We start from the raw sequence: 26,297 nt of genomic DNA on the forward strand, positions 1-26,297 counted from the left end.
CGGCGCCTGCTTTTGCGGGGGGCTTTCGCAGGCGCCAGCCGGACGGTCCAATCAGGTCCGCCGCAATGATCCAGTTAGCTGATTCTTGACGTTACGTCATGTGGTCTGGCTGGCCGGAGCCGAGCATGACAGAAACGTGGCATCAACATGGGTAAGCAGTTCGGCGCGCCTCCTGTATCGCCTGCACCCGAACGGCCCTGAACCTTTGCCGCCGGTCAATGGCTGACAATGATCGGCAGCCTGTATCGAGCCTGCTATGCGGCTGCAGGCCGGTCCTGGCCATCAATCGAAGACGCAAGATCGGTCTCGATTTCCGCAAGCTGTCGGCGCTTCTCAGCCAGTTCACCAGAGAATCCGAACTCGCCGCCCTGACGCGAGCGATAGGAGGTGAGCCTGAGCTCAGCATCCTCAAGACGCTGGCGGTATCGTACCTGCTCGCCCTCGAAGCCGGCCAAGGCATGCTCGAGGCGAGAAATCGCACCAAGCGGCGTGGTGGTCAGCGGCAGCTCGATCTCATCATCGGCGCCGGTGCGCATCAGCATGGTGGCATAGCGGTAGCCGTCTTTGCCGAAACGCTCGCCGGAATATCTGAAATCAAACCCGCCGATAAAGGCGATGGTGGTTTGGCCTTCTTGCCTGTTCTGCACGAGGGTCAGGATTTCCTTCATCAAAGCGCGACCGGCGAGTTTGCGCTGCGTGAACGCGTCGCCACGGACCACCATGCTGAACCCATCGCCGGTCGTCGGCACGAGGCGCGCGATATCCTTGCCAACCTCGCCGATGCGGCGGGTCGCGTATTCGATATCGCGCTCGGCATCGCGGATCTGCCGCCGAACGGCGTGCTCATCATCAATGTGGGCCGCGCGAAGGCGCTCCAGGCGGGCAATGTCTGCCTCCAGACCTGCCTTTTGCATCAGACGCGGATCCCCCGAGGCGATCGCTTTGGCAAAGGCGAACTGGCTGGCCTGCCCCTCACCCATATCCTCCAGCCGCCGAATGGACGTGTCTCCCGAAAGCGCTGCCGCGATGAACCGGGCCTTGCGCTCGTTGTTCTGCCACATCTGGGCGTCCATCGATCCTTCCGTGGCGTAGGCGAAGATGTCGATGAAATCGTGCTGATTGCCCTGCCGCAGGATACGACCTTCACGCTGCTCGATCTGGGAGGGAAGCCAAGGCACATCAAGATGATGCAGCGCCTTGAGGCGGAGTTGCGCGTTGACGCCGGTGCCCATCGTGTCGGAGGAGCCGATCAGGAACCGGATTTTTCCGGCCCGCACATCACCGAACAGGCGTTGCTTAGCCTCCGCCTTCTTGAAATCCTGCATGAAGGCAATTTCCGATGCCGGAACGCCCCTGCGCACCAGCTCGTCGCGAATCCAGCGATAGGCCGAAAAGCCTCTGGTTTTCTCGACGCTGATCGTGCCGAGATCGGAGAAGATCATCTGCGCCGCGCCCGCAAGCTCGAACGGCTTGCCGTCGGCGCGGAGATAGGTGCCTTGCGCCGTTTCTTGCCAGATACGGAAGGCATTGCCGATCAGGTCATTGAGCTTGTTGTCCGGCTCATTGTCATTGTCCGGGTCGACCAGGCGCAGGTCGATAGCAGCGTGCCGGCCATCGGTGATAACCGAGAGCAGGATGTCGTCACCGGGTTCCGCCGGGCGGTCGCGTTCCTCAATGGCCTTGATGCGGGCGTCGAGCACCATCTGGTAGTGCTTGAAGGCCGCGGACGGCTTGGCGGTGATGATTTGGCGTGCGCCGGTCGAAAGCGCTGGCACCTTCACATATTCGCGAAGGTCTTGCGGCATCACCACATCAGCGAAGGAGCGGAACATTGCGATCAGCTCCGGCACGTTGACGAAGGTGGCGAAGCGGGTCACCGGCTTGTATTTGCCGGATGGCTGCAATTCGAGTTCAGTCGTGACGTCGCCAAAGGCCGAAGCCCAGGCGTCGAATTCGTGCAGGCCGCGCTGAAGCAGCGCCTGGTAACCGAGATAGCGCTGCACCGAGAACATCTCGCCAAGCGTGTTGGTGATCGGTGTGCCCGAGGCCAGCACCAGCGCCCGGCCCGGATTCTTCGTCTCCACGAACCGGGATTTGACATAAAGGTCCCAGGCCCGCTGCGAGCCGTTCGGATCGACGCCCTTGAGCGTCGACATGTTGGTGGCGAAGCTGAGCTTCCTGAATTCCTGGGCTTCATCGACGATGATCTGGTCGACGCCGATCTCGGAGATGGTGAGCAGGTCGTCCTTGCGGGTAGCCAGCGCCTCCAGCCGTTCCTTCAGCCCCTCCTTCAACCGCTCGAGACGCTTGCGCGAGACACGGTCCTCGCTCTCGACCTTGGTCAGCAGCGTCTCGTAGAGTTCCAGTTCGTCGTGGATCATCTGCTGCTCAAATGCCGACGGCACGCCGATGAAGCGGAAGGCGCTGTGCGTGATGATGATCGCGTCCCAAGCGGCGGTCGCCGCGCGCGACAGGAAGCGATGTCGCTTGGCTAAAGAAAAATTCGTCTCGTCGGCGACGAGGATGCGGGCGGTCGGGTAGAGCGCCAGAAATTCGCGGGCCATCTGTGCAAGGCAATGGCCGGGAACGACCAACATGGCCTTGGCGATCAGGCCAAGCCGGCGCTGCTCCATGACGCCCGCGGCAATCGTCATGGTCTTGCCGGCGCCGACGGCGTGGGCGAGGTAGGTCGAGCCGGCCGACACGATGCGCCAGATGCCGCGCTTCTGGTGCCCATAAAGAGAAAAGGCGCCGGAGGCGCCTGGAAGTTGCAGGTGATCCCCGTTGAATCGTCGGGGCGCGATGTTGTTGAAGCGGTCGTTATAGACCCGCGCCAGCCGGTCGGTCCGGTCGGGATCGGACCAGACCCAGTTCTGGAAAGCGGTCTTGATCTTCTGCAGCTTTTCCTTGGCTGCTTCCGTATCCACGACATTGAGTACGCGCTTTTCAGCCTGGCCCTCCTTCACCGTATCGAAGATCTGCGGCACCCGGCTGTTCAGCGCGTCGGCCAGGAGCTCGCCGGCATGACGGCGATCGGTGCCCCATTCGGACGTGCCGGCCGCCATCCATCCCAATTGCCGCGCTTCAACCGTCCACGATGCCAGCTCCGGCATATGATGGATCCTGATCTCGGCGCCCATCGTCTCCTTGACGAACGTGGCAACATCGGCGGCGGGAATCCATGGTGCGCCAAGACGGGCCGTAATATCGGACGGCCGGAGATCGGCCGGCTGAACCTCGACCAGGGCGCGGACATTGCGCTCGAAGACGGGGTCGAGTGCGGCAGCGGCTTGTGCGGCCTTGAGCTTGTCGCGTACCTGGCCGGAGAGATAGGCGTCGGCCGTTTGCCAGGAACCGGTCTCGGGATCACGAAAGAGGGCGTCGCCGAGTTCGGCGATGACTGCTTCGGCATCGGCGTGCAGCAGCTCGGCGATGTGACCGATATCAACATGGCCGCGTTCGTTGAGCACGACGGCAAGCGCATCGGCAGCACTTGTGATGATGGGTGCTGCTGGCGGCGCGATGACGCGCTCGGTGAAAATCGGACCCGGCCGGGCTGTATTGGTCTCAAGATCGTAGTCTTCGATGGAAGCCACCAGCCAGCAATCGGGATCGTCAAGGAAGGGCTGGAGGTTCGGCCGGCGATGCACTTCGCGGACCTCGCCGGTCTCGGTGTCCTCGCTGGTGGAAACGACGGTCGTGTTGATGGGGCCGAAGGCGCGCACAAAATTCGACCATGCGATGCGCAGCCTGACTTGGGCCGGCTTCCAGGGCCGGTCGAACTCCTGCGCCTTCAGGACTTCACGCACGGCATCACGGATGGGGATCAATTTGCGGATGATCCGCGCGTGCTTTTCGGGCACGCCTTCGCTCGCCCTGCCGTTGCGCACGGTGATGGTGACGGCAGCACCATCGATCATCTGCGCGAGGGCGGCATTTTTCGCGACAAAGAAACTGCCCTCGCGCACGCCGTCGCCTTGCGGCAGGGCATCGGCGGCATCGGCACTGTCTTCGGCGTCATGATCAATCTCATGATCAATCTTGGCCGGCTCGCCGTCGTAAATGGCTTCCGGAAGGAGGGAGGTCGCTGCCGTGAGTGCTCGCTCCAGATCGACGCCGGGATGGGGCAGGCAGGAATAGGTCTCGCCGTAAGGCCCCGAGATCGTGGCATGCGTGCCGAGCACGAAATCCGGGTGGCGCGCGAACCAGCGGTTCACGCGGATCGCACCCTCATCTGCGGTCGCGGCCCGAACGTCTTCGGTGTCGAGCCATGACAGGTTGCCCTCTGGCTCGCCGATCTTGCGCTTGCGGAAGAAGAGGATGTCGACCACGACATCCGTGCCGGCGTCGGCCCGGAAACTGCCCTGAGGCAAGCGGATGGCGGCGATCAGGTCCGTCGACTTCGCGATATGCTCGCGGGCGGTCTTGTCCGTCTTATCAAGCGTGCCGCAGCTGGTGACGAAGGCGGCGAATGCCGCCGGCTTCAACAGGTCGACGGAGCGCGCGATAAAATAGTCATGCAGCCGCAATGCCATCGACCGATATGCCCGATCGGAGCGCACCCTTCGATCCGAAAACGGCGGATTGCCGATCGCAAGATCGAAATGTGACGGCAGGTCGTTGCGGGCGAAATCGCCGGCTATGATCCGCGCTTGCGGCTGTAACAGCCGCGCGATACGCGCGGTGACGGGATCGATTTCGATCCCAGTGACATGGGAAACATCGCGCAACGACTGCGGCATCAGCGCCGGAAACAGGCCGGTTCCGACGCCTGGTTCAAGAACCCGACCGCCGCGCCATCCGAGACGCTGGAGGCCCGCCCAGATTGCCCGGACGATGAACTCCGGGGTGAAATGGGCATATTGGGTGCAGCGCGCGAGCGAGGCATAGTCGATCTCGCCGACGGCATCTTCCAGGTCCGAGCCGATGTCGTCCCAGCCCTTACGGAATCCGAGCTCGCCGGGACGGCGGAAGACACCATTGGCAAGGTCGGACGCGCCAAAACCGGTGAACCGGATCAGCCGCTCCTGCTCCTCACGCGTGGCAGGACGATCGTGGGCCTCGATCTCGGCGGCGAGCCTGATCGAAGCGATGTTGTCGCGGGCCCGATCCTTCCAACCGCGGGCCAGCCCACGGTCGCCGGCAAGATGAAAGTTCAGTCCATGAGCCCGTCGAGGCTTCGACGTCGGTTGCATGTCTGCAACCGCCGGCGTGACCGGCGAAGGCGTGGAAGAATCGCGATCATCTTCATCGCCCGGCCCGAAGTCAGCCGCGAAGGCCGTGACGCCAAGGCCAAGTCCGGAAGAAATGGCCGTGCTGCCGAACAGGTCGATGGTAAAGGGGTCGTCATGAGCCATGGAAATCTCCTTGGATTGAGGGCGAGCACGATCGCGCGGACGGCGTTGGCGTCCGCGTGAAAGGGCTGGCAGGTTTGCTGGGGTTAGCGGGCGATCAGCGAGAGCGAGACTTCGGCCTCGGTGAGTTCCATGCGCAGATGCGTGCAGCGGAGGTTGCGATCGAACAGCGGGATCAGTTGCTCGGCGTCGATGAATTCGATCCCGTCGTCACCACCGAAATGGCGCTGCTTGTAGTGAAACCAGTCGGGGTTACCGATCGGGTGGCATTCTTCGGAATAGCAAAGGAGCGCCTTCTGGCCCTCGGCGAGCTTGCCATTCGAAAGCACATACACGCCCTCGTCACCAACCAGCCACAGGCCGGGGATCTCGCCCTGGCCGGGCTTGAGGCCATAATAGGGATTGCGAAAACCCCCGTTTTTGGCGGCATCGGTCTTTCCGCGCTCGATGACCTTGCGGACGGCAAGAATGGGAAAAGTGAACATCGCTTCCCCCTCACGCGGCAACGGCCAGGGGAAGGTGGCGCAGATGCACCGGCAGCTTCGCCGCGATCTCTTCATCGGTGAGCTCGTCGAGCAGCTTCGGCATGGCGCCCTGCCGGCCGCCATAGCACAGCACCGTGCGCTTGCCGCGATGCTCCGGCAGCCAGCGGTCCCCAGCATAGCCGCGGTACTCGTCGTGCGTGGCGCTCCAGATATGCTCCAGCCGCTCTTCGCGCGTCATCGCCTTCACCGGCCAGGACTCGCGCTCGACGATGGCATCGCGCATTTCGGCAGGCGATCGCGCGACATTCAAGTCGCAATAGGCATGATAGTAGCGCGTTTTGCTATCGATGCGGAGCGTGTAGAAGACGCTGGTGATGCTGTAGGTAAGGAACTCGCGCAGCGCGAACATCTCGCCTCGCATCCAGAGCGGTGGCAGGATCTCCAGCATGTAGTCGTGCTCGCCGCGGCCTACTCCAAACCACTCCCCGCTATAAAGAGATCCGGCATCGACGCGCTCGCGGTTTGGGCGCTGCGCATGGCGATCGAACAAACGGAACATCTGGCGGCGGTCGGCGATGCCCTGGTAGACTTTACGATTGGAAAAAAAGGGGTTCATTTGCGGGCTCCTTCAGCCTCGTCGGGCCTGAGCGCGCGGCACCCTCGTGGATGCCCATCATCTTCAGCCCTTCATGACCCCTCCCCTGCGGCCGCCTCTCCGTCCGGGCGGGTCAAGGGCCGGCGCAGCCGGGCGAAGCTTCACCCTTGCACGCGACCGGCGGGCATGCGGCAGCCAGGTTCCCTTTTCTTTTCTCCCTTTCCTTGTTGCCCTCCCCAATTTGGCGGCGCGAACCGACTGTCATGGCAACGTGCGCACCCTTTCGGTTGAGTGATCGGCGCCGTCATGCGGATGCCGCGTCCTGCAGCATTGCGTTCCAATCTTCGGCGCGCGGCTTCAGCCGCTCAAAGTCACAGGCGAGCTCGCCGGCAAGCTCACGCAGCCTCGACACGAATGCCTCGCCTTGCGGGTTGGCGTCGGTGGCGGCTACAAGGCGCGTGTTCGGCCTCCCCGCCAACAGGCGAAGCGCTGTGTCCGTCGCCGGGGACCAGCCGCCGCCGGTGCTGGCATACAGCGTGTCGCGCCGGATCCGTTCGATCGCCGCCAGGCTCATGGCATCGATTGCAGCTTCGCTGACGCAGACCCGGGTGGCTGTCACCGTCCCCAACCGGAACAACACCTTGCCGCCTCCGGCCGCAAAGCCACGCCATTGCGGTCCGCGCTCCTCCCAGCCGGTGACGAGACCGGCCGCGTCGCTGTGGGCGGCCCACATGCTGCCGCGCGGGCCTTCCCTCAGAACGTTCTGAGCGATCGCAGTCGCGATGACCTGCTCGGGAATGTGCCGCTCATCGCGCAGATAGCGCCAGGTCGTCGACCCGCGCCACGGCTTGCGTCGGGCCGCCCATCGCTTCGGAACCGACTGGTTGGGTTCGGTCTCCCGAGACTGTCGTTTCCATGCCGGCTCGCTCGGCACGAACCCCGCAAGCGAGGCTACCTGCACGAGGGCTTCCAGGAAATCGCCCCCGTCCAGATGCTGCACCAGCGAATAGACATCGCCCTTTCGATCCGACAACGGGTCGAACCATCCCTTGCCGTCATGGATGACGATGATGATATCGTCGCCCCAACGGTATTTGACCGCTTTGCGAGTGCTTTCCTTGAGGTCGACCGTGAAGCCGCCGCTCTCCAGCACCGCGGCACAGCCGACCCGGCCGCGCAGCGCTTCTATATCCGTCTTTTCCATTTTTCTCTCCCGGCAGCCTTCCGGCCGGCCTTTCTTCAAATCAATTTCTTCCGCACAATTGGCGGAACACTCCGCAACCGCCGCGAAGAGCAAAGGGCGCAAGGGCGCGGCTTTTGCCGCGGCGCAGCCTCCCTTGCGGCCTGCCGCTCGCAAGCGGCACGCCGCGGCGGGGGGGCCGGTTCAATGAACCGGCCGCCCGCCTGTGTATGGGCAGTATTCGGCGATCGCGTCGACTTCGTCGCCGTCGAGGTCGTCTGCAGGAAGAACGCCGTATTCGTTGTCATTGACCTTGAAGAGGATTACCGGCGTCATCAGGGTGCGAGCGAGGTTCCAGGCGTGGCTCTGAGCGAGGCTGAGTTCGTGCGACATGTGTTTGGCTCCCGTGTTCGCGGGGACCATTCCCCGCTCGACAGGCGCCCGTCGGGTCCAGCCGGGACCGCGATCATCGCGATGGCGAAGCCGTGAGCGACGGCACGCTTTGCGTAGTCCGACCTCGCAGCGGGTTGATCGGCAAGGTCCGGGCTGGAACAAGGGAATTAAGCCGAAAGAGCGGGAAATGGGCCCTGCAAAGGAGCCGCGTCACTCGCCACGAAACCTCGAGGATTCATGGCTGCGGCACTTGCGGCTGACTTATGCTGGCTTCGTCAAGGCCTAGGCGAAGAAACCGTTCTTCCTGTACCGACGATACCGCCACGTAGTTGCGTCCGGACAAAGAACTCATCCGGGCAACACCATGACCGACGATAATACGAGAGGCCCATCAAGCCTGATGGGGCTGACCGCCGATAGCGTTGTCATCTTGGCAATATGGCTAAATTCCCTGCTTGAGGCGCACGCGGGCGAACTCGAAGCGCGCAGGCTATCTCGTCCTCGGTCCAGCCGGATTCCCCTGCTCGCTGAACCAATTGTTGGAGGGCCGGTTGGCTACCCGGTCGACCATCCGGACCGCGGTCCTCAGTGCCTACTCGCCTTGGGAAGGCAGAAATCTACCGCCGGCGCTGTGAACGCGCCTGCAACCCAGCTCACGTCCGAGATGAGCGCCGCAGGGCTTTCGCGGGCATTGCCGCGTTACTATTATAAACAGTTGTCATAAATCCAATCCGATCACTTGGATAATCATAACCGCGGCTACGGCTCCCATGACAACCGTTGCAAGCCATCCGATCACCCGCACGGACAGCGGCACAGTCAACTTACCCATAACATACCCGGGCCGTCATCAGCATCATGACAGCCATGGCCGGTGCGGCCGCCAAGCCGTTGACCACGGCGCTCCAGTAAAGCGCCTTGATAGGATTGATGGGGGTGAAATTAGGGCCCGCGCCGATTGGCGTGGAGATCGCGATCGTGGCGTAAAAGGCCTTAGCCTGCAGTGGCTTTCGCTCAAGCCCCACTGGCCACTTGCGGGCTTCGCCCAACGCGTACCCGGGGGAGCCGGCGAGGACCGGAATCGCCAGCAGCCCTGTCCCAATGACGCCTAACGCAAAAATGGCGAACGCGAATGGGCCGGCGACCGGCCGAAGTGCTTCAGCCGCCTGGCTGGTGGACTGAATGTCAGTAATGCCCTTGGCGTGCAGTGTGGCGCCGGCTGTGATCATTATCGCGAGAGCGACAGACGCATTAGTCGACCTCGATCACTTTCCGAGCCGGCTTCTTTGCAGGTGCTTGGTGACGTTTGACGGGCATCGGTTTCTCAATGGATGCCTCTGCTGAAAGTCGCTGCTCGCGCAGGCGCGCTGTCTTGGCGTCTCTAGCTACTCGCTCCGCCTCGGTCGTCAGTTTCGCTTCGCGATCAGCACGCTCGATCCGTTCCTTGTCGATGCGGCGTTGGGTCAAGAAAGCTCTCCCTTGGCGATCCGACCGTGAAATGCAGCTCTCGCTAAAATGTTCCGTGCTACAGCGGTGGCCACGTTCATTGGCTCCCCACCTTTACCAGCGCCCTAGCGGCCAAGATCATGAGTTCACAGATCGCTCGGCATGTTGCGCGTGACGCCAAACCAGTCTCACGGCTACATGGAATCTGCGGCTAGGTCGGAATTGAGACCGTGCCCTCAACCCTGACCGGCGGAGCGACCCTGATCGCGATGGGGGTGTAAAGATCGATGTCCGTTCGTGGCGCTTTCAACGTTATCACAAGAGCATACCGTGTTTTGCGGTTGACGATGTCGGCGGCTGCTCGGTCACGCCACCAGCCTCCCACCGGTTTGATACAAAGCATGTCTCGTCCGAGCAAGTTCACCGCTGGGCCGGTCCAAGTGTCGCAATGCAATGAACCTGCCGACATGCTGTCAGCACCGAGCAGCCACCCATTGTCGTCTGGATGGTTCGGTGCACCGTTAGCACCTTCACGCTCGGCCACGTTCACTCGCTTCTTAAAATTAGCCAAGGTCTCGCCGCGCCGACGCAAATCGAACCGAAGCCCAAATGACTGATACCGCAAGGGATCGACATTGGCGGAAAATCCCGGATTCGGGTCGACGAAATAAGAGAGAGTGATCTTAAGGTTCACTGGCTCGTTGCCCAGTTGCTCAAGCACATCATCCGGCAACGGCAGGCGGTAGTAGTGACATTCTTTGTAACGCCTGCCCTGAAGGCGATAGGGCTGAATTTCAGATTGGGCAATGAGCGCCAGCTGATCTCGAGCCGACGCCGCGGCGCGATCGAAGTCGGGCACGCCGTAGCCGAACCTCCGCACAATCTGATACCGATTCCGCAATTGGGGTTCCGCTGCAAATGCCGCGCTCATCGGCGGGGTATATTCGGCGCTGTGGATCATCAAAGCCCTGATGGTCTCAGGCCAGTGATCTGGAAATGTCGCCGACAGTCGAGCTGCCATTCGGGCCGCTTCGGCCGTCGCTGCGCTCGTTGCCTGGAAGGGAACGAGCGGAAAGCGGTCGACTTCGCGACCGGTCGTCAGGAGGCCGAGGGAGTCGAGCGTAATCACCTCGCGACGGCTCGGGCTCACTGCGCGGTTGCCGGCTTCAAGCACAAGTTCCGGTTTGATGGGGCCCCGTCGGGGCGCCCAGCCGACGCTCGTACGGCTATAGGGACTCAACTCACCGACCGCCGCGAAGCAGCTCCAATCTTCGTACCCCTTGCCTTTGATCTGATCGAGATCGGTGTAGCCGCCAACGGTGATCGCGTTCCATGCTTGCGCGGGATCCTCGGCCGGATAGGCGTCGTGTCCACGCCAATCCGTCATTTGCATAAAGGCTGCGGTGTTTCCAATAGAGACAACAAACAGGCGGCGGGGCGAGTTCTCATCATCGCCAGGCATCGAGGCAGCGGCCGCTTGGTCGATGGCTGAACTCCAAGCCGACGGGCGTGCGCCTGAGACGCCATCGTTCGTCACGGCCATGCAATAAACGCGCTTGCGCTCAGGTTGCCGTATCTCCGGAAGCGAGACAGCTGCCTGGGTAATCGCGCCGTACGAATTCGGATCGTTTGGATCGGCACCACCTGGCGGAAGCATCTTCACCGACTCGATCCGGTGCACTAAGACGCGTTTTTCTTTATCGCCGAGCGGTGCAGTCAAGTCGCCATGGGCTGCCATGCCGGCCATAGCTGTCCCATGGTCATGATGGTCGTCCGTTCCCCAATCGCCGTCGACAGCGTGAAGATCGTCAGCTGCTAAAACGGGCTCAAGCAAAACATGTGCTCGATTCACACCCGTATCTAAGATGCATACGGAGGGAACATCGGCGCCGGGCCACTGTATTCTCCCAGCCAGCTCGTCGGCGCGCATAGCTTGTTTGTCGGCCGCCTCATCAAGATACACCGCTGGGCTGTCCGTGGCACGTCTCAGTTCGAGTAAAATGCCTGTCGCAAACATCATCAGCTCGATCGCAGCGCGGTTCGCATACACCGGCACGACTGCCGCCTCCGGAAACTTCAGGCGACGATCCTGGCCCGCCACTCTCAATCCCAGGCGTTGAACGACCTCCTCAAGCTCTGCTTCTTTGTCTCGAGGAACCCAGACCGACCACCACATTTCGTAGTGGGGCTCGGTCGGAACAGGCGCATCGTCTGTCCACAGTGTTTCCAGGCGCGCGCGGCGAAAAGCCTCAATGGATTCAACAAGGGCTTTGTTGGGGGGATTGCCCTTTTCAGTCAGTTGACCGTGCCGGTAGTCGTGCAATATGGCCGCAAGCGCGGCACGTGCCTGATCTGGCACATAGAGAGCCACGACCCGCTCCGCGGGCTCATCCCTTACCGCCCCAGGGCGGACATTCAGCTTCTTGCGTTCGAGATCGTCTGGATTGGTGCCGCGCTTCAACGCAACTTCGATATAGCCTCCTTGCGCAGCGGGTAGTCGCTCATCGACCGCGCGCTGCGCGTCGATCATGGCGATGGCAGCGTCAAATTCGCGCTGCAAAAGGGCACCATGAGCGTCTCGCTCGCGAACCGTATTCGAGCGTCCCGATCCTTCGCCAGTGTAGTCCGCCGGTTCAGACAGGCGAGATATATCGATATGCGGAAGCGTGAAGCGGCTGGCCATGTCTTAGGGTTTTGGCGCATCGAGGAAGGCGAGGCGCATCCGCCGCCGCTCTTGCAGCCTCAGCAACAAATCGTCCGTGGTAATGTTGTTGCGTTCGTCGAGGATCGCAGTTTTGACAGCATCGTCAGCGGCTCTTACAAGCTCGGCCTGGCTGAGCTCCACTGCATCCTTGAGGATTGCCCCCCAAGCAAGCCGGCCGGCTTTCATCGGACGCAGGTTTCGCACCAGGATGTCCTTAATTTCCGCAGCGGTCGGTGGCCGGAATTCAAGGACTTGATCATATCGCCTTAGCAGCGCGCGATCCAATAAGGCGGGATGGTTGGTTGCGCAGATGATAAGGCTATCGGTCGGCGCATCTTCTTCCATGAACTGCAGGAAGGAGTTTAGAACCCGGCGCATCTCCGCAACGTCGTTGACGGATGTCCGATGAGCGCCAAGCGCGTCAAATTCATCGAATAGATAGACGCCGCGGTGTTTGAAGCATTGGTCGAAGACAAGACGCAGCTTGGCGGCGGTGTCGCCCATGTACCGCGATATCAGCTGCTCCAACCGAATAACGAACAGCGGCAAATTCAACTCACCCGCCGTGGCTTCCGCCGTCATGGTTTTGCCCGAACCTGGCGGGCCGACGAACAACAGGCGACGGCTCGGTTTTTTCCCATGTTCTCTGAGCCAGTCGCGCCGGCGCTGCTGCCTCACCACGTCGCAAATGATTTTGACAAGTGCCGTATCGAGCACGACATCTTTAAGCTTCAGATGGGTCTCACGGAGCTCAAGCAGGCCTTGGAGTTCACCCCGAGGAGCACCGATGGCGATGGGTCCGACGACTTGGCGCCGACGAGATGCGCGCGCTTTCTCTATTTCTGCGCGCATGTCTTCGGCCATATTGCGATGACCTTGCCGAGCCTCGGCGGCCGCGACTTGAAGGGCAATGGAAAAGAAAAGCTCATCATCCCCTTCGGAACGGCTTTTCAACATTGCCAGGATTTGTTTTGCGTTGGACAAGAAACACCCACCATTCACCAATCCTAGTTTAACGGCAGAAGTCGTTAAAGGTTTTCACTACAGCATCCACAACTATCATGCGCACGATATCATAAGCCGGTCGCCAAGACGAGAACAAAACGGGTACACAATCATATCACCACCCGCTCACCTCATCCAGGGTCACATCGTCGGGCCGTCTATCATAGAGCTGCGTCGTTCGCCATCGCAGCAGCCCTTTCGATCGGGCCGCCATTTCTCAAGTAGGCGGTGATACCTTTACCGCGGAAGCTGTGATTGCCGATCTTGGTCGTGATCCCTGCGGTGGTGGCACGACGGACAATCATTGCATATGCCTCAGCCTGGGTGAGCTTAGTTCCGAGATTTGTTTGGTGACTCGGCTAATGGTGCGGAAAAGAGGTGCTGTGGGCGATCAGCGAGTCGCAGCCCATCGATATAGGCATGTAGGTCTAATTTGCGGTTTTATGGCTTTGGCTTGCGTGTGGCGACAGACGACTCCGGACGATGAAATGCAAGCCGAGGTTCTGGCGACGCGAACTGTTCGGGCGAATCGACCCAGAGTTTGCCGACTTCGATCATTTGTTCTTCGACGGTTCCGACAAACGTATGCTTGGTAAGCACATACTGACCAAAACGCTTGCCAGGAGGTTGGCGGCCATCGCCGTTCGATAGAGGATCGATATCGACATAGAGGCGCTCGGGGCCCCTTTTTCCCTTCAACATCTGCGCATGGCTTGTGTCGTCGTCGATCCAGGTGGCAATCCGGTAACCCTTGTAATCGACCCACATAACCCCTCGCCGCGATCCACACTAAGCGCAACGACGCCCGCAGAACCGTTCTGGGGCGAGGCTTAGGCGCGACTGATTTAGATTAGGCGCTGATACGGGTGTCAACCCAGCGCTACACAAACTTCATCGCGCTGTCGCGATGCCTTGCTCAAGCCGCAGCTCCCTCAGTGGCTGCCCTTCCTACTTGCGAAGACCGGAACGAACGGCTTGTTGGTCGAGCTGATGGGGTGGGAGTCCACATATATCGCGTCGGGTCAATAAACGTTGGGATTTCCGATCCATCTTCTTGCCGTCCGAAACTTGTCGCATATTTCGGACATGATCATCATCGAAGCCTATAGCAACCTTCGCTCGCGCCTGCTTGGACGGATCGAGTCCAGGCCCGATGAGGTCTGGACGCCGGGGGACTTCGCCGATCTCGGCGCGGGTGCGGCAGTGGACAACACTCTCCAGCGCCTGACCGCTACCCAAGAGCTGTGTCGGATCGACCGTTCCCACTATGACCGGCCGCATTAGAACAGTCTGTGCCCGTCATCCGTGCCGTGACCCGCGGCGATAACGCGCGCGTGGTCATCGACGGCATGACGTCCGCCAACGACCTTTGCCTCACGACCGCCGCACACGCGATGATTGAAGTGCTGGTCGACGCGCGATTGAAGCCGATCAAGCTTGGCAGCCAGGAAATCCATTTTAAGGCACCAATGGGATTGGCTGTGGCGGTGACGATGGCGGTCGCCCGGCCAGGCACAGGCGCTCTATTCGTCGGCGCCGGCATCACTCTCGCCGGGGGCGGAAAATCCCCGCATAATGTCGCCCGCCAGAAGCCTTTCCTTCGACAGCAGCCCCGCATCCTCGAGAGCCTCGAAGTCGGGAAGATCGCGCAAGGTTTCAAGCCCGAATTCCAGCAGGAACTGTTTGGTCGTCACATAGGTATAGGGCGCGCCGGGCGTCGGGCTTCGCGGGCCTGAGGCGATCAGGCCGAAGGAGCGCAAATTGCCGATCAGGTCGCGGCTGATCTCCTTGCCGAAGAATGACGACAGTTCGGCGCGCGTGATCGGCTGGAAGAAGGCAATGCACATCAAGACCAGCACTTCGGATTGCGTGAGGTCGACGGCGCGTTCGTCAGAGCCTACGGCCGTACGGATGGCGTCGGCATAGGCCGGCCGCGTCAGGTGCTTCCAGCCGCTGGCGACCGCGACCAGATCGTAAGGCCGGCCCCGTAGCTCCTCGCGGATGTCGTCGATCAAAAGGTCGATGCTGCAGGTCTTGCCGACGATGCGGGTAAGCACCTCGCGGCTGACCGGTTCGCTGGCGGCGAAGATGGTTGCTTCGACGCGGTTCATCCATTCGCGCCAACGTACTTCTGGCGGCAGGTGATCCAGTTCGCGGTCGAACAGGTGACCATCTGATCGCTCCTTCGGCCTTTTCCCCCTCGCCTGCTCCATGGTCTCACAGCCCGTAGCTGCGGAAGGTCGGACGACCGGACAGCTCGCGCACGGCGCCAAGTTCCATCAGCCGGTCGAATAGGCGGCGCAGGCCGCGGTCGCTTATGCCGGCGATATTTGAGGATGCGACGATCGCGTCGTCGGACAGCAGCTTCTCGACGACAGTGTCCGCCCCTTTCGCCCGCAGTTTTGGGGCGACAGCCAGCAGGCGGTCGGCGCGGCGGCCGAGCTCGGCCGCAAGATCCATCGCCCGCAGCGCCGCCTGCGCATAAGCCGCCCAAATGCGTTGCCGGGACGCCTGCCCGGATTCCCGTTCGGGAAGGGGTGACCGACGACCGCCCGCCGCCGGGTGCAAGCCTAATAGGGGGACCGCATGCGCCCACCCTAGCCGGTCGGCAAGAACAGCGTCGGCAAGCCACGGTCCAAGCTCGCGCGCGATGCGACTGTGATGACGCTCGAGCACGGCGATCGCGTCGACCGCGCCAGCGACTGCATTACCGACCGCGCCAGCGATCGACTGGATTTCGTCACCGACTTGGCCGGCCGCCGCACCGTCAAGCGCACTCCCCAGATCCGCGGCGACATCGACCAACACCGTCTCGCTGACCAACGTCGCGACCGGACGAGATGCCAGGGTTCGCCAGGCAAGCAGCATACGGCCGGCGGGTCCAACGTCGTCGCCGGGACGGGTGAGCAGCAGCGCGTCGCGCAGCGCCGCCTCGTCCTCGACCCGGCCGGCGCGTTTGGCCGTTGCCGCCGCTGCCGCGAGTGCCAGGCGCTGCCGCCAGGCGCCCGCCCATCTCTCCTGCCGGCGCACCACCGCATCAAGGGCGGTCAGCGCCGCAGCCGCGGCAAACGCAGCGTCCTCGATCGAGCCCGGACCGGTCGCCACGGCGCGCAGCCAGGTCGGCACGGGAGTGGCCAGTGCAGACGGGGCTGCACAGGTGACGACCACAGGTGCATGGCGAAGCAGTTTCGGGCGGAGAATCATCGTCGACAGCATGAATCATCGCGGCGCTTCTGGCAACGAAAATGGCTGAAAGCCGCCGTGCCCGTCGACAGTTAAAAACGAACGATAACCGCCTTTCGTTTTGGTCTTTCTAGGGAGATGCTCTCTCTCGTCGATCTAAACCCCGAAATGCGCGCTGGGCAAGAACAAGCATATCGCGACGGCCATGGCCGGCCGGCGCAACAAACACGCCGTCCCGCCTCAGAAGAGGCGGTGCCGCCGGATGATCTGATCACCATGGTGACCGCTCGACCGCAGCCGCCGACGCGGCGTGAGCCTCGATTCTTCCTTGCAAAACAGGAGTTGCACTCCACGATTGCAAGGATGATTGGGCGCAGCACCACGACTGAACTCACGGGATCGCTGGCCACCGTGTCGCTGCGCGGACCGCGTCAGGTTTGGCAAGATCAGCCTAGCGCTGGAAAGAGCCGGAGGGCGTTCTTCCATCCGTCAGACCTTTGCAGGAGGAAGCTCGCCGTTGAGATGGTCAAGGCCCGGCTCCAATTCGGCGGCTTCGACAACGGCGATTTCGTCGGCGCTGAGTTCCGCGGTCAGATCGATCCGCCGGTCGCGCTTCGACAGCCGGACAAAATCCTCGTAAGCCGGGAGCACGGTGCTCGGCCGGCCGTTCTTGGTGATGATGACAGAGTCGCGAACCGCGGCATCCTGATAGGCGCCGAAGTCTTTCGAGACGGCGGCGACGGTGACGGTGGTGGTCATCGGCAGAACTCATTTCTTCCGGAAGATACGGGTTTCGCGGGCTTTCCACAGGTGTCAGCCGGCCATCGTAGTTCGCGCTCGAGCTGGGCGCAAAGCGATAAGCTGCGGGATTTGGCGATCATCATCCGGTCATCCTTGCTGCGGCCCCGTTGGCCTTGAGGGCCGCCATCAGCATCGGCCCGACCGAAAAAGTCCCTCCCCTGGCCTTATCAGTCAGCGCCCGAAGATAGCCGCCGGCGGAATTGATGTGCTGAGCACGTTGCAGGATACAGGCGATCACCATCGCCGCGGTCTCCTGGCCCATCGCATGGCAGGCTTCCTCATACGCTGACGGCGAAACACCCAGATATCCCCGCACCTGGGCGGCGGTTATCATGAGATCACGCCAATTGCCGATCCCGTCGACGGCGTAGTCCGCAATTTCCGGGCAAGCTTTCAGCACCATCCCCAGCGGGTATGTTTTCGGCGCCTCCGCGGTCCTCGTCCTGGGCTCGGCCGTCGCCCCGCTTTTCTCGAAAGCAGGTTCAAATTCAAATGTAGAGTCGGTATTTGAATCAGATTGCTGCCGCTCGTTTTGAGAGTCATTGCCGCTTGGAGTCGTGGATTTCATATGGCTTTCCAGGAGCTTATCCACATCGTCATGCAATGCGGCAAGATCGGCTACGATCGGTTCTAGCTCGGCAGTGCAGGCTCGGCGCGGAATTGCCTCCACAACGCCGCGGAATCGCTTCCACAGGCCTGCCCAGTCGCCCGGAACATCTTCGTCGAGGGCCGCCTCGATGAGCTTGTGGATGTCACGACGGTGCAAGGTGATCCGCTCGCGCATAAGCCTGAGCGCCCGGTTATCGGCACGGACACGCTCGGCCGCGGCCTCGAACTCGTAAGCACGGGCTAGCAGTGGCGCCAGGGAGAAGCCGAATGCTTCCTGAATCTCACCTCCCCTCCCCTTCCTCGCATAACGCTTGCCGTTCGGGCTATCCCGACGGATGATCAGCCCGCAGTCAACAAGAGCGGCCAGGTGTCGCCTGACCGTGGGCTCGGGCATTCCGTGCGCCCTAAGCGACAGCTGGGCGTTCGAGGGAAAGACGATGAGGCCGTTCTCCTCGCTCAACTCACTGTCCGGAAAAAATGACAGCAGCGCATTCAGAACGGCCAGAGCGCGATCGCCGATGCCGACGATGCTCTTGCCTTCGCAGAGGTTGCGGTAGATCTGCCACTTGTCCACAACCCTCCCCTTGGGGATCTCACGTGACACATTTTGCGCTGCCAGCATGGCAAGCGACATTGGCCGCCGCCCAAAGGGCGTCGTTGCAATACCCGTCTCCATTTCTTCCTTCGCCTTCTATTAGGCAAAAGAAATCCGTCCGCCGAATCGACGCTTAAAACGCTTGACACTGATTCGCGGAAATGAGATTCTCGGCTTGCTAAAGATCGAGAAGGGCTTCCACGGTTCGCCGTCGGGGGCCTTTTTCTTTTGCGGTTTTAGTCTCCCTTGGTTTCCTTTTCCTGCTTCCTGTAGGCCTCATAAAGACCGTCCAGTTGGCCTGCTATGAACTCAGCAAAATGGAGACCGTAAGCTGCCTCGACTATTATCGAAGCTTTCTTTGGTGTCCCTCTAATCGCGACGCTCAGTGATTTGTCGGGAGGAGCCCAGGCTTTGGGTGCGAGGGCAACCTTTGGCTTCTTGGGTGTCTTGGATGATTTCAGATGACTGAGGAGCAGGTTGAAGACTTCATCCTTCACCTGACCTGCTGCAAACTGCTCGGTTCGAACGTACTCGATCGCTTTGGTAGCATTGGTTGGAATCTGGACTAGTTTTTTGAGTTCTTCCCAACGATCCCTGCCAACACCCTTTGCGGCCCCAACGACACTCAGCACCGCTTCGGGAACTGTCTCAGCAACCGACAGCATACGAGATAGCAGCGTGTCATCGACCGTAAGAGCTGATTTGACAGTATCCTTCGTCATACCGCCCTCAATCAACTTCCTAGCGAACAACGACTTCTCGATAAACGACAGGTCGGCTCGAGCAGTATTTTCTTGGCCCTGTGCGATGACATGCTCAATGTCAGCCAAGCGCTTCACGACCGCTCGGACATTAATGCCGAGATCGCGGGCGACCTTTGCCCGTCGATGGCCAAATACAATCATGTAGCGGCCTGTATCATGGGGGTGCGGTCGCACAAGGATCGGTGTCGACTGGCCAGATGTACGAATGGCTTGTCTGAGCTGTAGGTATTCTGCGTCGTCCTCCCCTATACGATCAGCAATGAACGAACCATCGAGATCCTTGGGGTCAATCGCCACCACGGTTTCGCCATCGAGCATCCGCACTGAATTCTCGGCCAGTTCGTCCAGTGACTGCATCATCGAACGCGACGCGCCACGCTTGGCGTAGTCAGACCTAGCCTGTGACGCAGAATGCACTGGCTGTTCCCGTGTAAGTGACGCGGTTACGCTTGCCAGAAGGTCCTTTCTAGCCATTCTGTCCTCTCAGAGCCGCTCTCATCTTTTTGAAATTGCTCCTAAAACTGTCGTTCTGCACGGCTGTCAAAATGGTCACTTCCGCCCCCATGCCTTATGAATAAGTGACGTAATCTCGGAATTGACCGCGTTCAGACTTTCAACCGCCCGTTCATATGTTGATCGCGTGAATTGGCTTTTCTCGACCTCGTAAAGTGTCTGTTTCGTGATGCCAGCGTCTGAGATGGCCGTGGTCTTCACCATTTGGTTCTTGAGCATGCGCTTGTTGAAAAGAGCTTGCAGGAAACCAACCATCTGGGCCTGGGGACCATCAGTCGGCTCATATCGAGTCACGAGATAACGGAACCACTTCAGCTTCACCGCTGCCCCAGCCCCCTTGATGGACTGCAGGATCCCACCGAGCATGAGCAAAAACTGAGACATCGACATCACATCAAGCATCTGCGGGTGCACGGTAATAATCACCGACGTCGAAGCTGTCAGAGATGTGAGCGTTAGGTAGCCGAGCTGCGGTGGGCAATCTATGACAATCACATCATAGCGATCGTCAACTTCCTTAAGCGCCGCAGAAATGCGCGTGAAGAACAAGCGCCCTTCTGGTGAATTCTTGTTAGAAGCGGCTAGTGGAGTGTCGTACTCATATTCCTGCAGTTCAAGATTGGCAGGTACGATGTCCAAACCCGGGAAATTGGTCGGCCGAATAATCTCCTTGATTGATTTCCTGTGCTCGTCGTATCGGAGCGCTTCATAAAGCGAGGGATTCTTGTCGAGTTCAGGTTGAATGCCATGCAGAGCTGACAGGGAAGCCTGCGGATCAAGGTCAATTGCGAGAACGCGGTGCCCTGTCAGAGCGAGGTATTGAGCTAGATGGGCAGCTGTTGTTGTCTTGCCGGAGCCACCCTTGAAATTGACGACGGAGATGACTTGCAGCGTGTCACCTTGACGCCGGTGAGGAACATAGCGCTTGAAGTCCGAACGACCGTGCTTGTCGAGGTATTGACGCAACTCGAGCATCTGCCGAGCGGTGTATGAACGACGACCCGAACTGGAAACCTCAGGTGCGGGGCCCTTGCCTTCGAGATGCAGCTTTTTGATATGGTTCTGGGTGACGCCGAGAAAGTCCGCGACCTCGACCGACGAAAATTGCCGTAGTCCCTTCATCGCATTTGGGGGATACTGCTCAAGCCGCAGCATGTTCAATTTGTCCGAGATAAGCTCTCCCTGTTCGAGAATCTCCTCGTCGAAATCGAACTCCAAGCCGTGATCGGGCATCAAATTCATATTCGGCAACTTCCAGAATAACGCTTTTCTGACATGATTGTCACTGCAAGTGTGATTAATGCTCGATTCGGGCAATCCAGCAAGAAGTTTTTAGTTAACAGGAGGTTAACGGGCGTCCTCGCCTCGAAAGCATAATCTAAAATTGCATCTCCCGAGCTGTTGGGAACAGTCGTCATAAGCCCTATAAGGCAGTGCAAGCTTGACATAACATTCGGACGTCTACACCATTGAAATGACGGCACAATTATCCAATTTGCACGGCTGTCAAGTTTTAAAGGCCAAAGGCACGCTGCCGGTTCCGTGGTTGGGGTTAGGCCCTCTGTGCAAGATAGAAACGGTGATGGGACGACCTGAGGGCCGAATTTCAGTGGGAGGCGAACTTGGCCTGGTCGTCACCCCTCTCAACTGCCTAACTGGCCGACCTAATTTCGGATGAGGAAAGGCCCATGTTGAAGTCCAGCGTAAGATCGAAGCGCTGATCCGCCGAGGTGAGTTGCCAAGCCAAACATAGATCGATGAGTTCTGCTTTACAGAGCGGCGTCCGGAGGGCCACCAAGCTGGAAATTGCGCAGGCCGGCCAATAGATCGCCGCCGCCGCCATCAGCCCCGTCATCCGAATGTATCGCCGACTTCATGCGTCCGTTCCAGAAGCGGTCTACAACGAGGGAGAAAGAGGCACAATTCGCATCATTGCGATTGCGTCCGCTCACCGTCGTTTCAACGACGGCCGCGTTCGTCGATCGGCGTCTTATGCCATATGCTGCAAGCTGGCATCGGAGCGCGGGGGCTGTGGTTATCTCGAGGCCTGGCCTATGGAGCATCTGATGAACCACGCCGACACTCCTCGGCGGGGTCCCGATGGCCGGGAGAACTTCTCTCAGATAGGATTTCTACGAATAGCGCTTGACGGTCCGGACCAGGTTCGCTTCTCGGTCACGATGTTCGACCTTTGACGGCTTGAGCAACGTTATCGTTCCCAACCTCAGTCGAGGAGGCGAGGCTGGCGCGTAAAGCGAGTGCCCGCAGAATTTCATCTCTCGCTCGCCCTCCGCAATGTCGCCGCGCACCCCGGCCGGCAGGGCTTTTGACTTGCGATTTCCTGATCGTTAGGCAGCTCGGCTCCCACCGCTTTGCCTTTTCTGGTGTCCCAGCGGAACAGGGGCCAATGCCGGCCAGGCTGAGCCAAGTCTGCAGGGCGATGACACGGCAGGCGGCGTCCGACGCACCGCAGCCAATCTCGACCTAGCGCGGGCCGGTTTTGCCGCGCAGGGTAACCAGCCCCCTTGTCCGGGAAGAAATCGGTCGAGCCGCGGCCATCCTGGGTTTGGTCGCGAGCAAGATCGAGGCCGACGATTTCGGAGCGTCGCAAGCCGCCGGCGAAGCACAAAAGCAGCATAGGTCGGTCGCGCAGGCCACGTAGCGTGCCACGGTCGACTGTCTCCGCACGGCGATTAGATCGTCGCGCAGGACGGCCTCCTTATCTCCCGACGCTGTGTGGCTAATGAAATTGGAGGAGGGTAGAGCAGTACCGGGCGCTTGGAGAGGGCACTCGGAACGGTCGCGGCGTTCGAATTTTGAGGTCATCTCGGCACTCGTGCGACCAAGCTGCTTCTGCACGTAACGCTCTTTGACCTCAGCCGATGCGTCAGGCCCGGTCGCAGTCAATGGGCTGCAACTCTTTTTCTCGACCACCCTCCGAGAGATCGCTCTGCGAGCGGGCGGCCAGAGCGGTGCGCTTGAACAGGCGGGCAACCCCCGGTCGCTCAGCGGACCGGGCATCCGCGCGACTTTGAGCAGGACCGTTTAGTAGCCGGATGTGGCATTTCGCAGCCGGGATTGCAAATCGGCGTGTGTGGTAATACCTTTAGTCAATATGGTATTACGATGGGTGCAAGCATGACCACGACAGTCACAGCCAAGGGACAAGTGACCATCCCCAAACCGGTCCGCGACCTTCTCGGCATCGTTCCAGGCAGCCAAGTCGATTTCGTGCGCGCCGCCGATGGCAGCGTGGTACTCGCGCGCGCCGACAAGAAACGACCGGCGAGCCGGTTCGCCAAATTGCGTGGCCATGCCGGCAAGGGGCTTGATACCGACGCAATCATGGCGCTGACGCGTGGCGAAGCGTGACGCTCGTCGACACCAACATTCTGCTCGAACTTGTCACCGATGATCCGAAATGGGCCGACTGGTCGCTTGCCAAGCTGGAGGCCGCGAGCATCGCTGGCCCGCTGCTGATCAACGATGTTGTCTACGCAGAGCTTGCGGTTCGCTACAACCGCATCGAGGAACTGGATGCCTTCATCAAACAGGCGGCCCTGGAACTCGCCCCGATCCCGCGCGACGCCCTGTTTCTGGCGGGCAAGATCTTTACGCAATACCGCAAATCTGGCGGGGCGCGCACCGGCGTGCTGCCTGATTTCTTCATTGGCGCCCATGCCGCCGTGGGTGGTCTGCCGCTGTTGACCCGCGACGTCGGCCGCTACCGCACCTATTTCCCGTCTGTAAAGCTGATCGCGCCCGACGGCTGAGGTTCTCGTGGCACAACTCTGTCAAAGGGGCAGAGGTGAGGGCATGCGATCAAAGCCCGCTTGCCTTGGTGAGGTTGACCCGAAAACGGTCTCGCCTGCGTTGGTAACGGCGTGTCATCTCCGCCGAGGCGTGGCCAAGCTGCTTCTGCACATAGCGTTCATCAACCTCGGCGGAGGAAGCGAGGCCTGCGCGCAGCGAATGGCCAGAAAATTTTGGGACGCGCTCGCCTTCCGACAAGTCGCCGCGCACGCCGGCGGCCAAGGCTGCGCGCTTGACCAGCCGCGCCACCTCCTGATCGTTGAGCCGCTCGGTGCCCACCGCTTTGCCTTGCCCGGTGACGCGGCGGAAGAGGGGGCCATGCGCGATGCGGGCCAGTTTCAACCAGGTCTGCAGGGCGACCACCGGGCACGTGCTGTCGGCCGAGCCGCGGCCGATCTCCACCTCGCGCCAGCCGGTCTTGCCGCGCAACGTAACCAGCACGCCCTTGTCCGGGAAAAATTCAATCCAGCCGCGACCGTCCTCAGTTTGATCTCGCGCAAGATCAAGGCCAACGATTTCGGAGCGGCGCAAGCCGCCGGCGAAGCCCAAAAGCAGCATGGCACGGTCGCGCAGACCGCGCAGCGTGCCACGGTCGAGCGTTTCCAGCATGGCGACAAGATCGTCGCGCAGGATGGCTTCCTTTTGACGGGGAGGGGAGGCGTGTTTGTTGCGGATGCCGGCGAGCACGGTGGCGATATGTCGGTCCTTCCGGTCGAGCGGTTGACCGCGTTGCGTATGATTCCAGGTCAGCGACGACAGGCGGCGCTCGATGGTCGACACCGCCTTTTTGTCCCTTGCCGATCCCGAGGCTTGGGCCGTGATGTAGAGGCCGACGATTTGTGGGTCCGGCGGCAGCGGATCAAACGACTGGCGCCGGCACCAGGCGCAAAAATGCTTCCAGTCGGCGGCATAGGCGCGACGGGTGTTTGTCGAGCTCGCCGCCTCGACATAATCGCGCGCACGGTCGGCAAGCTTTTCGAGATGCGCAGGCAGTGATGCTTGTCGCGAATCCAGGACCTGACGGGGAGGGGAGGGGGCCTCATCCGGGCGCCCCATTTCCATGACGACGTCGACAATGTCAGGCAGGTCGTCGGCGTCGATCGCGTCAAGGGGCGGCATGAAATTACGGGCACTGCCCATGGGCGCTCTCGTTCATTGGAATGTCGCAGTGGTGCGATTCTGAGAACACAACGTGCGACCAACGCGCCAAATTGTCCACCGCGAGGCGCTTGACGAATAACTCCGAGTTTTGGCTTCCCGCCACGCACGACAAAGAGCGGGGCGCGCTTCTCGCGGCGCCGGGCGGGCACTTATGGACGATGCGGCGATCGCTTCCACGGTTTGCCTTCGCGTTCAACATCCTCTATGTTTCGTTCAACAGAGGAGAACCCAGGATGACCATACGTGGCGCGACGGCAGCCGCAAGCGAGGAGCAGATCGCCCGCAACCGCAACCGTCTGGTGCTTGAGCAGGCGAGGGCGGTCGGACTTCTTGGCGCGGCCAAGAACACACGCCTTTCCGGCAGGGTGCCGTCGGATTTGGTCGAGGCGGCAAAGAAGCGCGCTCATGTGACTTCCGATACCGAACTGCTGGAGCTCGCCCTGTCGCGGCTGGCCCTCGAGGATGATTTTGGCATCCGGCTCGTCGGCCGCAAGGGCAGCATCCCAGCGGACATCGATCTTGGCGTTTGATCTCGGGAGCGCACTGCGTTCCCTAAAACCACAGCGGCGTAGCGCGGGGCTGGAACGGCGACCAGATTCTGCCCTGTTCTGGGCAGGTGACCAGCCGCCTGTCGGCAGCATGTTGCTCCTCGATACCAGCGTGTATCTGGATGTTCTGCAGGGACGCACGCCCGAAGTGGTCGATGAGCTTCTCAGCTATAGGCTTTGCCACCACTCCGCCGTTTGCCTTGCCGAGCTCAGCCACGTGTTCGGTCGGCTTGACCCGATGCACCCTGAGACAAAGTCGGTTCTGAAAGCGGTTGCGGGCACGATCGAGGATATTCCGGCGCATCGGCTGCATGCACCCGACGCCACCGCCTGGGGACGGGCTGGCATGCTTGCCGGTCTGCTGTTCCGGCTCAGCCATCTGCCGAAAGGGGAGGGACACGAACGCCGCTTCCTCAACGATGCGCTGATCTTTCGCCAGGCCGGTCTGCTGGGCGCGACGGTCCTGACCGGCAATGTTCGGGATTTCGATTACCTCAACCAGCTTGTTCCGTCGGTGCGTGTGATCTTCTACCGGCCGGCTGCAGGCTTGCCCTCGCAAGCTTGAAAGCATTGCTGGAAGATAGGCGCGGGCACCATCGTCGCCGCGGGGGAGGGGAGTAACCCCGCAGCGAACAATGAAAGGGCGAACGGGGGAGGGCGAACGGTTGCGAAAAGGGCAAAAATGCGCTATACTCTGCCTTGAGATGGACAACTCTGTGATCGTTCCATCTTGGTCGGGTCTAAGGCTGCTGGCAGCCGACAACCCCGAGGGCCAGGCAAGATAATTTGCCGGCGTGATGGCGACAGTCGGCAGCTTTCGTGCCGCGCCGCGACATGGATCTCTTTCCGGTGAGAAATAAGGGCGGCTGAGGCATTTTGCATGCCTTTTTCCAAACGAACGATAATGCAACATTATCGCTCATTTATCCCGAACGACAGGCTGTGCGTTATTGTGCAGAAATGATGGTATAAAGCGCACGGACGAATTATCATCCGTTGCATGATTCGCGCCGATCCATTGCCCGCTGTCTCGCCGCCGCTACCGGGCGTACGGGCCTGGGCGTTGCCGGGCGGGCCTTTCGACGACGACACCGACGCCGCTTTCTTTGCCGGCGCGGCGCTGAATTCGCTCGACTCTTCTGTCCGCT

Annotated in this window: 23 protein-coding genes and 1 pseudogene; 5 read left to right on the forward strand and 19 right to left on the reverse strand. The window is 60.8% G+C overall.

Annotation, left to right across the window (positions count from 1 at the left end; translation table 11 throughout):
- Positions 1 to 254 precede the first annotated feature (254 nt).
- From J0I79_RS16955 to J0I79_RS17000, 10 genes are all read right to left on the reverse strand, one after another.
- On the reverse strand, positions 255 to 5,357 hold the full coding sequence (locus J0I79_RS16955) for a helicase-related protein (protein WP_292860910.1): 5,103 nt from the start codon (positions 5,355 to 5,357) through the stop codon (positions 255 to 257).
- A gap of 83 nt (positions 5,358 to 5,440) precedes the next feature.
- Positions 5,441 to 5,839, reverse strand: a complete 399-nt coding sequence (locus J0I79_RS16960; RefSeq protein WP_292860913.1) for a DUF3085 domain-containing protein — start codon at positions 5,837 to 5,839, stop codon at positions 5,441 to 5,443.
- Between the two features lie 10 nt (positions 5,840 to 5,849).
- Positions 5,850 to 6,455, reverse strand: a complete 606-nt coding sequence (locus tag J0I79_RS16965; protein WP_292860916.1) for a DUF1419 domain-containing protein — start codon at positions 6,453 to 6,455, stop codon at positions 5,850 to 5,852.
- A 283-nt stretch (positions 6,456 to 6,738) separates the two neighbouring features.
- Positions 6,739 to 7,638 carry a DUF3991 and toprim domain-containing protein gene (locus J0I79_RS16970; RefSeq protein ID WP_292860997.1) on the reverse strand — a complete coding sequence of 300 codons (900 nt, stop codon included), beginning with the start codon at positions 7,636 to 7,638 and terminating at the stop codon, positions 6,739 to 6,741.
- A gap of 180 nt (positions 7,639 to 7,818) precedes the next feature.
- A complete protein-coding gene (locus tag J0I79_RS16975; RefSeq protein WP_292860919.1) occupies positions 7,819 to 8,007 on the reverse strand; it encodes a hypothetical protein in 189 nt (62 codons plus the stop codon).
- A gap of 824 nt (positions 8,008 to 8,831) precedes the next feature.
- The gene (locus tag J0I79_RS16980; protein ID WP_366014603.1) at positions 8,832 to 9,236 is read right to left on the reverse strand and encodes a divalent metal cation transporter; all 405 of its coding nucleotides are present in this window, start codon (positions 9,234 to 9,236) and stop codon (positions 8,832 to 8,834) included.
- Between the two features lie 22 nt (positions 9,237 to 9,258).
- Positions 9,259 to 9,474: a hypothetical protein gene (locus tag J0I79_RS16985; RefSeq protein WP_292860922.1), complete on the reverse strand. Its 216-nt coding sequence runs from the start codon at positions 9,472 to 9,474 to the stop codon at positions 9,259 to 9,261.
- Positions 9,475 to 9,664: 190 nt separating this feature from the next.
- On the reverse strand, positions 9,665 to 12,136 hold the full coding sequence (locus tag J0I79_RS16990; protein WP_292860925.1) for a S8 family peptidase: 2,472 nt from the start codon (positions 12,134 to 12,136) through the stop codon (positions 9,665 to 9,667).
- 3 nt (positions 12,137 to 12,139) lie between these two features.
- Positions 12,140 to 13,141 (reverse strand): ATP-binding protein, encoded by a 1,002-nt coding sequence (locus tag J0I79_RS16995; protein ID WP_292860928.1) that lies wholly within the window; start codon positions 13,139 to 13,141, stop codon positions 12,140 to 12,142.
- A gap of 462 nt (positions 13,142 to 13,603) precedes the next feature.
- On the reverse strand, positions 13,604 to 13,930 hold the full coding sequence (locus tag J0I79_RS17000) for a hypothetical protein (RefSeq protein WP_292860930.1): 327 nt from the start codon (positions 13,928 to 13,930) through the stop codon (positions 13,604 to 13,606).
- A gap of 318 nt (positions 13,931 to 14,248) precedes the next feature.
- Between J0I79_RS17000 and J0I79_RS17005 the strand changes: the two genes are divergently transcribed.
- Positions 14,249 to 14,446 (forward strand): hypothetical protein, encoded by a 198-nt coding sequence (locus J0I79_RS17005; RefSeq protein ID WP_292860933.1) that lies wholly within the window; start codon positions 14,249 to 14,251, stop codon positions 14,444 to 14,446.
- Here J0I79_RS17005 and J0I79_RS17010 read toward each other — a convergent pair.
- The 8 genes and pseudogenes from J0I79_RS17010 to J0I79_RS17045 form a co-directional block, all read right to left on the reverse strand.
- Positions 14,443 to 14,619 (reverse strand): hypothetical protein, encoded by a 177-nt coding sequence (locus tag J0I79_RS17010; protein ID WP_292860936.1) that lies wholly within the window; start codon positions 14,617 to 14,619, stop codon positions 14,443 to 14,445. The two genes, J0I79_RS17005 and J0I79_RS17010, sit on opposite strands and share 4 nt — an antisense overlap.
- A gap of 66 nt (positions 14,620 to 14,685) precedes the next feature.
- A complete protein-coding gene (locus J0I79_RS17015; protein ID WP_292860940.1) occupies positions 14,686 to 15,375 on the reverse strand; it encodes an SMC-Scp complex subunit ScpB in 690 nt (229 codons plus the stop codon).
- A 4-nt stretch (positions 15,376 to 15,379) separates the two neighbouring features.
- Positions 15,380 to 16,378: a DUF1403 family protein gene (locus tag J0I79_RS17020; RefSeq protein WP_292860943.1), complete on the reverse strand. Its 999-nt coding sequence runs from the start codon at positions 16,376 to 16,378 to the stop codon at positions 15,380 to 15,382.
- 456 nt (positions 16,379 to 16,834) lie between these two features.
- Complete coding sequence (locus tag J0I79_RS17025) at positions 16,835 to 17,104, reverse strand: type II toxin-antitoxin system prevent-host-death family antitoxin (protein ID WP_292860946.1); 270 nt, start codon at positions 17,102 to 17,104, stop codon at positions 16,835 to 16,837.
- 121 nt (positions 17,105 to 17,225) lie between these two features.
- Positions 17,226 to 18,431 (reverse strand): plasmid replication protein RepC, encoded by a 1,206-nt coding sequence (gene repC, locus J0I79_RS17030; RefSeq protein WP_292860949.1) that lies wholly within the window; start codon positions 18,429 to 18,431, stop codon positions 17,226 to 17,228.
- Between the two features lie 155 nt (positions 18,432 to 18,586).
- On the reverse strand, positions 18,587 to 19,588 hold the full coding sequence (repB, locus tag J0I79_RS17035) for a plasmid partitioning protein RepB (RefSeq protein ID WP_292860952.1): 1,002 nt from the start codon (positions 19,586 to 19,588) through the stop codon (positions 18,587 to 18,589).
- A gap of 75 nt (positions 19,589 to 19,663) precedes the next feature.
- A complete protein-coding gene (repA, locus tag J0I79_RS17040) occupies positions 19,664 to 20,869 on the reverse strand; it encodes a plasmid partitioning protein RepA (protein WP_027053683.1) in 1,206 nt (401 codons plus the stop codon).
- Between the two features lie 978 nt (positions 20,870 to 21,847).
- Positions 21,848 to 22,348, reverse strand: a pseudogene (locus J0I79_RS17045) (integrase); the annotation flags it as partial.
- 417 nt (positions 22,349 to 22,765) lie between these two features.
- Between J0I79_RS17045 and J0I79_RS17055 the strand changes: the two are divergent.
- Together J0I79_RS17055 and J0I79_RS17060 are read left to right on the forward strand one after the other, a co-directional pair.
- The gene (locus J0I79_RS17055; RefSeq protein ID WP_292860958.1) at positions 22,766 to 22,999 is read left to right on the forward strand and encodes an AbrB/MazE/SpoVT family DNA-binding domain-containing protein; all 234 of its coding nucleotides are present in this window, start codon (positions 22,766 to 22,768) and stop codon (positions 22,997 to 22,999) included.
- Positions 22,996 to 23,400, forward strand: coding sequence for a type II toxin-antitoxin system VapC family toxin (locus J0I79_RS17060; protein ID WP_292860961.1), 405 nt, complete (start codon positions 22,996 to 22,998; stop codon positions 23,398 to 23,400). Before J0I79_RS17055 ends, J0I79_RS17060 begins: the two co-directional genes overlap by 4 nt.
- Positions 23,401 to 23,449: 49 nt before the next feature.
- Here the strand turns inward: J0I79_RS17060 and J0I79_RS17065 are convergent, their stop codons facing one another.
- Positions 23,450 to 24,580 carry a site-specific integrase gene (locus tag J0I79_RS17065; protein ID WP_292860985.1) on the reverse strand — a complete coding sequence of 377 codons (1,131 nt, stop codon included), beginning with the start codon at positions 24,578 to 24,580 and terminating at the stop codon, positions 23,450 to 23,452.
- Positions 24,581 to 24,834: 254 nt separating this feature from the next.
- On the opposite strand from J0I79_RS17065, the gene J0I79_RS17070 reads away from it, so the two are divergent.
- Both J0I79_RS17070 and J0I79_RS17075 read left to right on the forward strand, forming a co-directional pair.
- Entirely contained in the window at positions 24,835 to 25,131 is a 297-nt protein-coding gene (locus J0I79_RS17070) for a hypothetical protein (protein ID WP_292860988.1), read from the forward strand.
- Entirely contained in the window at positions 25,121 to 25,714 is a 594-nt protein-coding gene (locus tag J0I79_RS17075; protein WP_292860991.1) for a hypothetical protein, read from the forward strand. Before J0I79_RS17070 ends, J0I79_RS17075 begins: the two co-directional genes overlap by 11 nt.
- The last annotated feature ends 583 nt before the right edge of the window (positions 25,715 to 26,297 follow it).

Origin of the sequence: Mesorhizobium sp. (genome assembly GCF_017306585.1) — a bacterium.
Classification (GTDB): domain Bacteria; phylum Pseudomonadota; class Alphaproteobacteria; order Rhizobiales; family Rhizobiaceae; genus Mesorhizobium.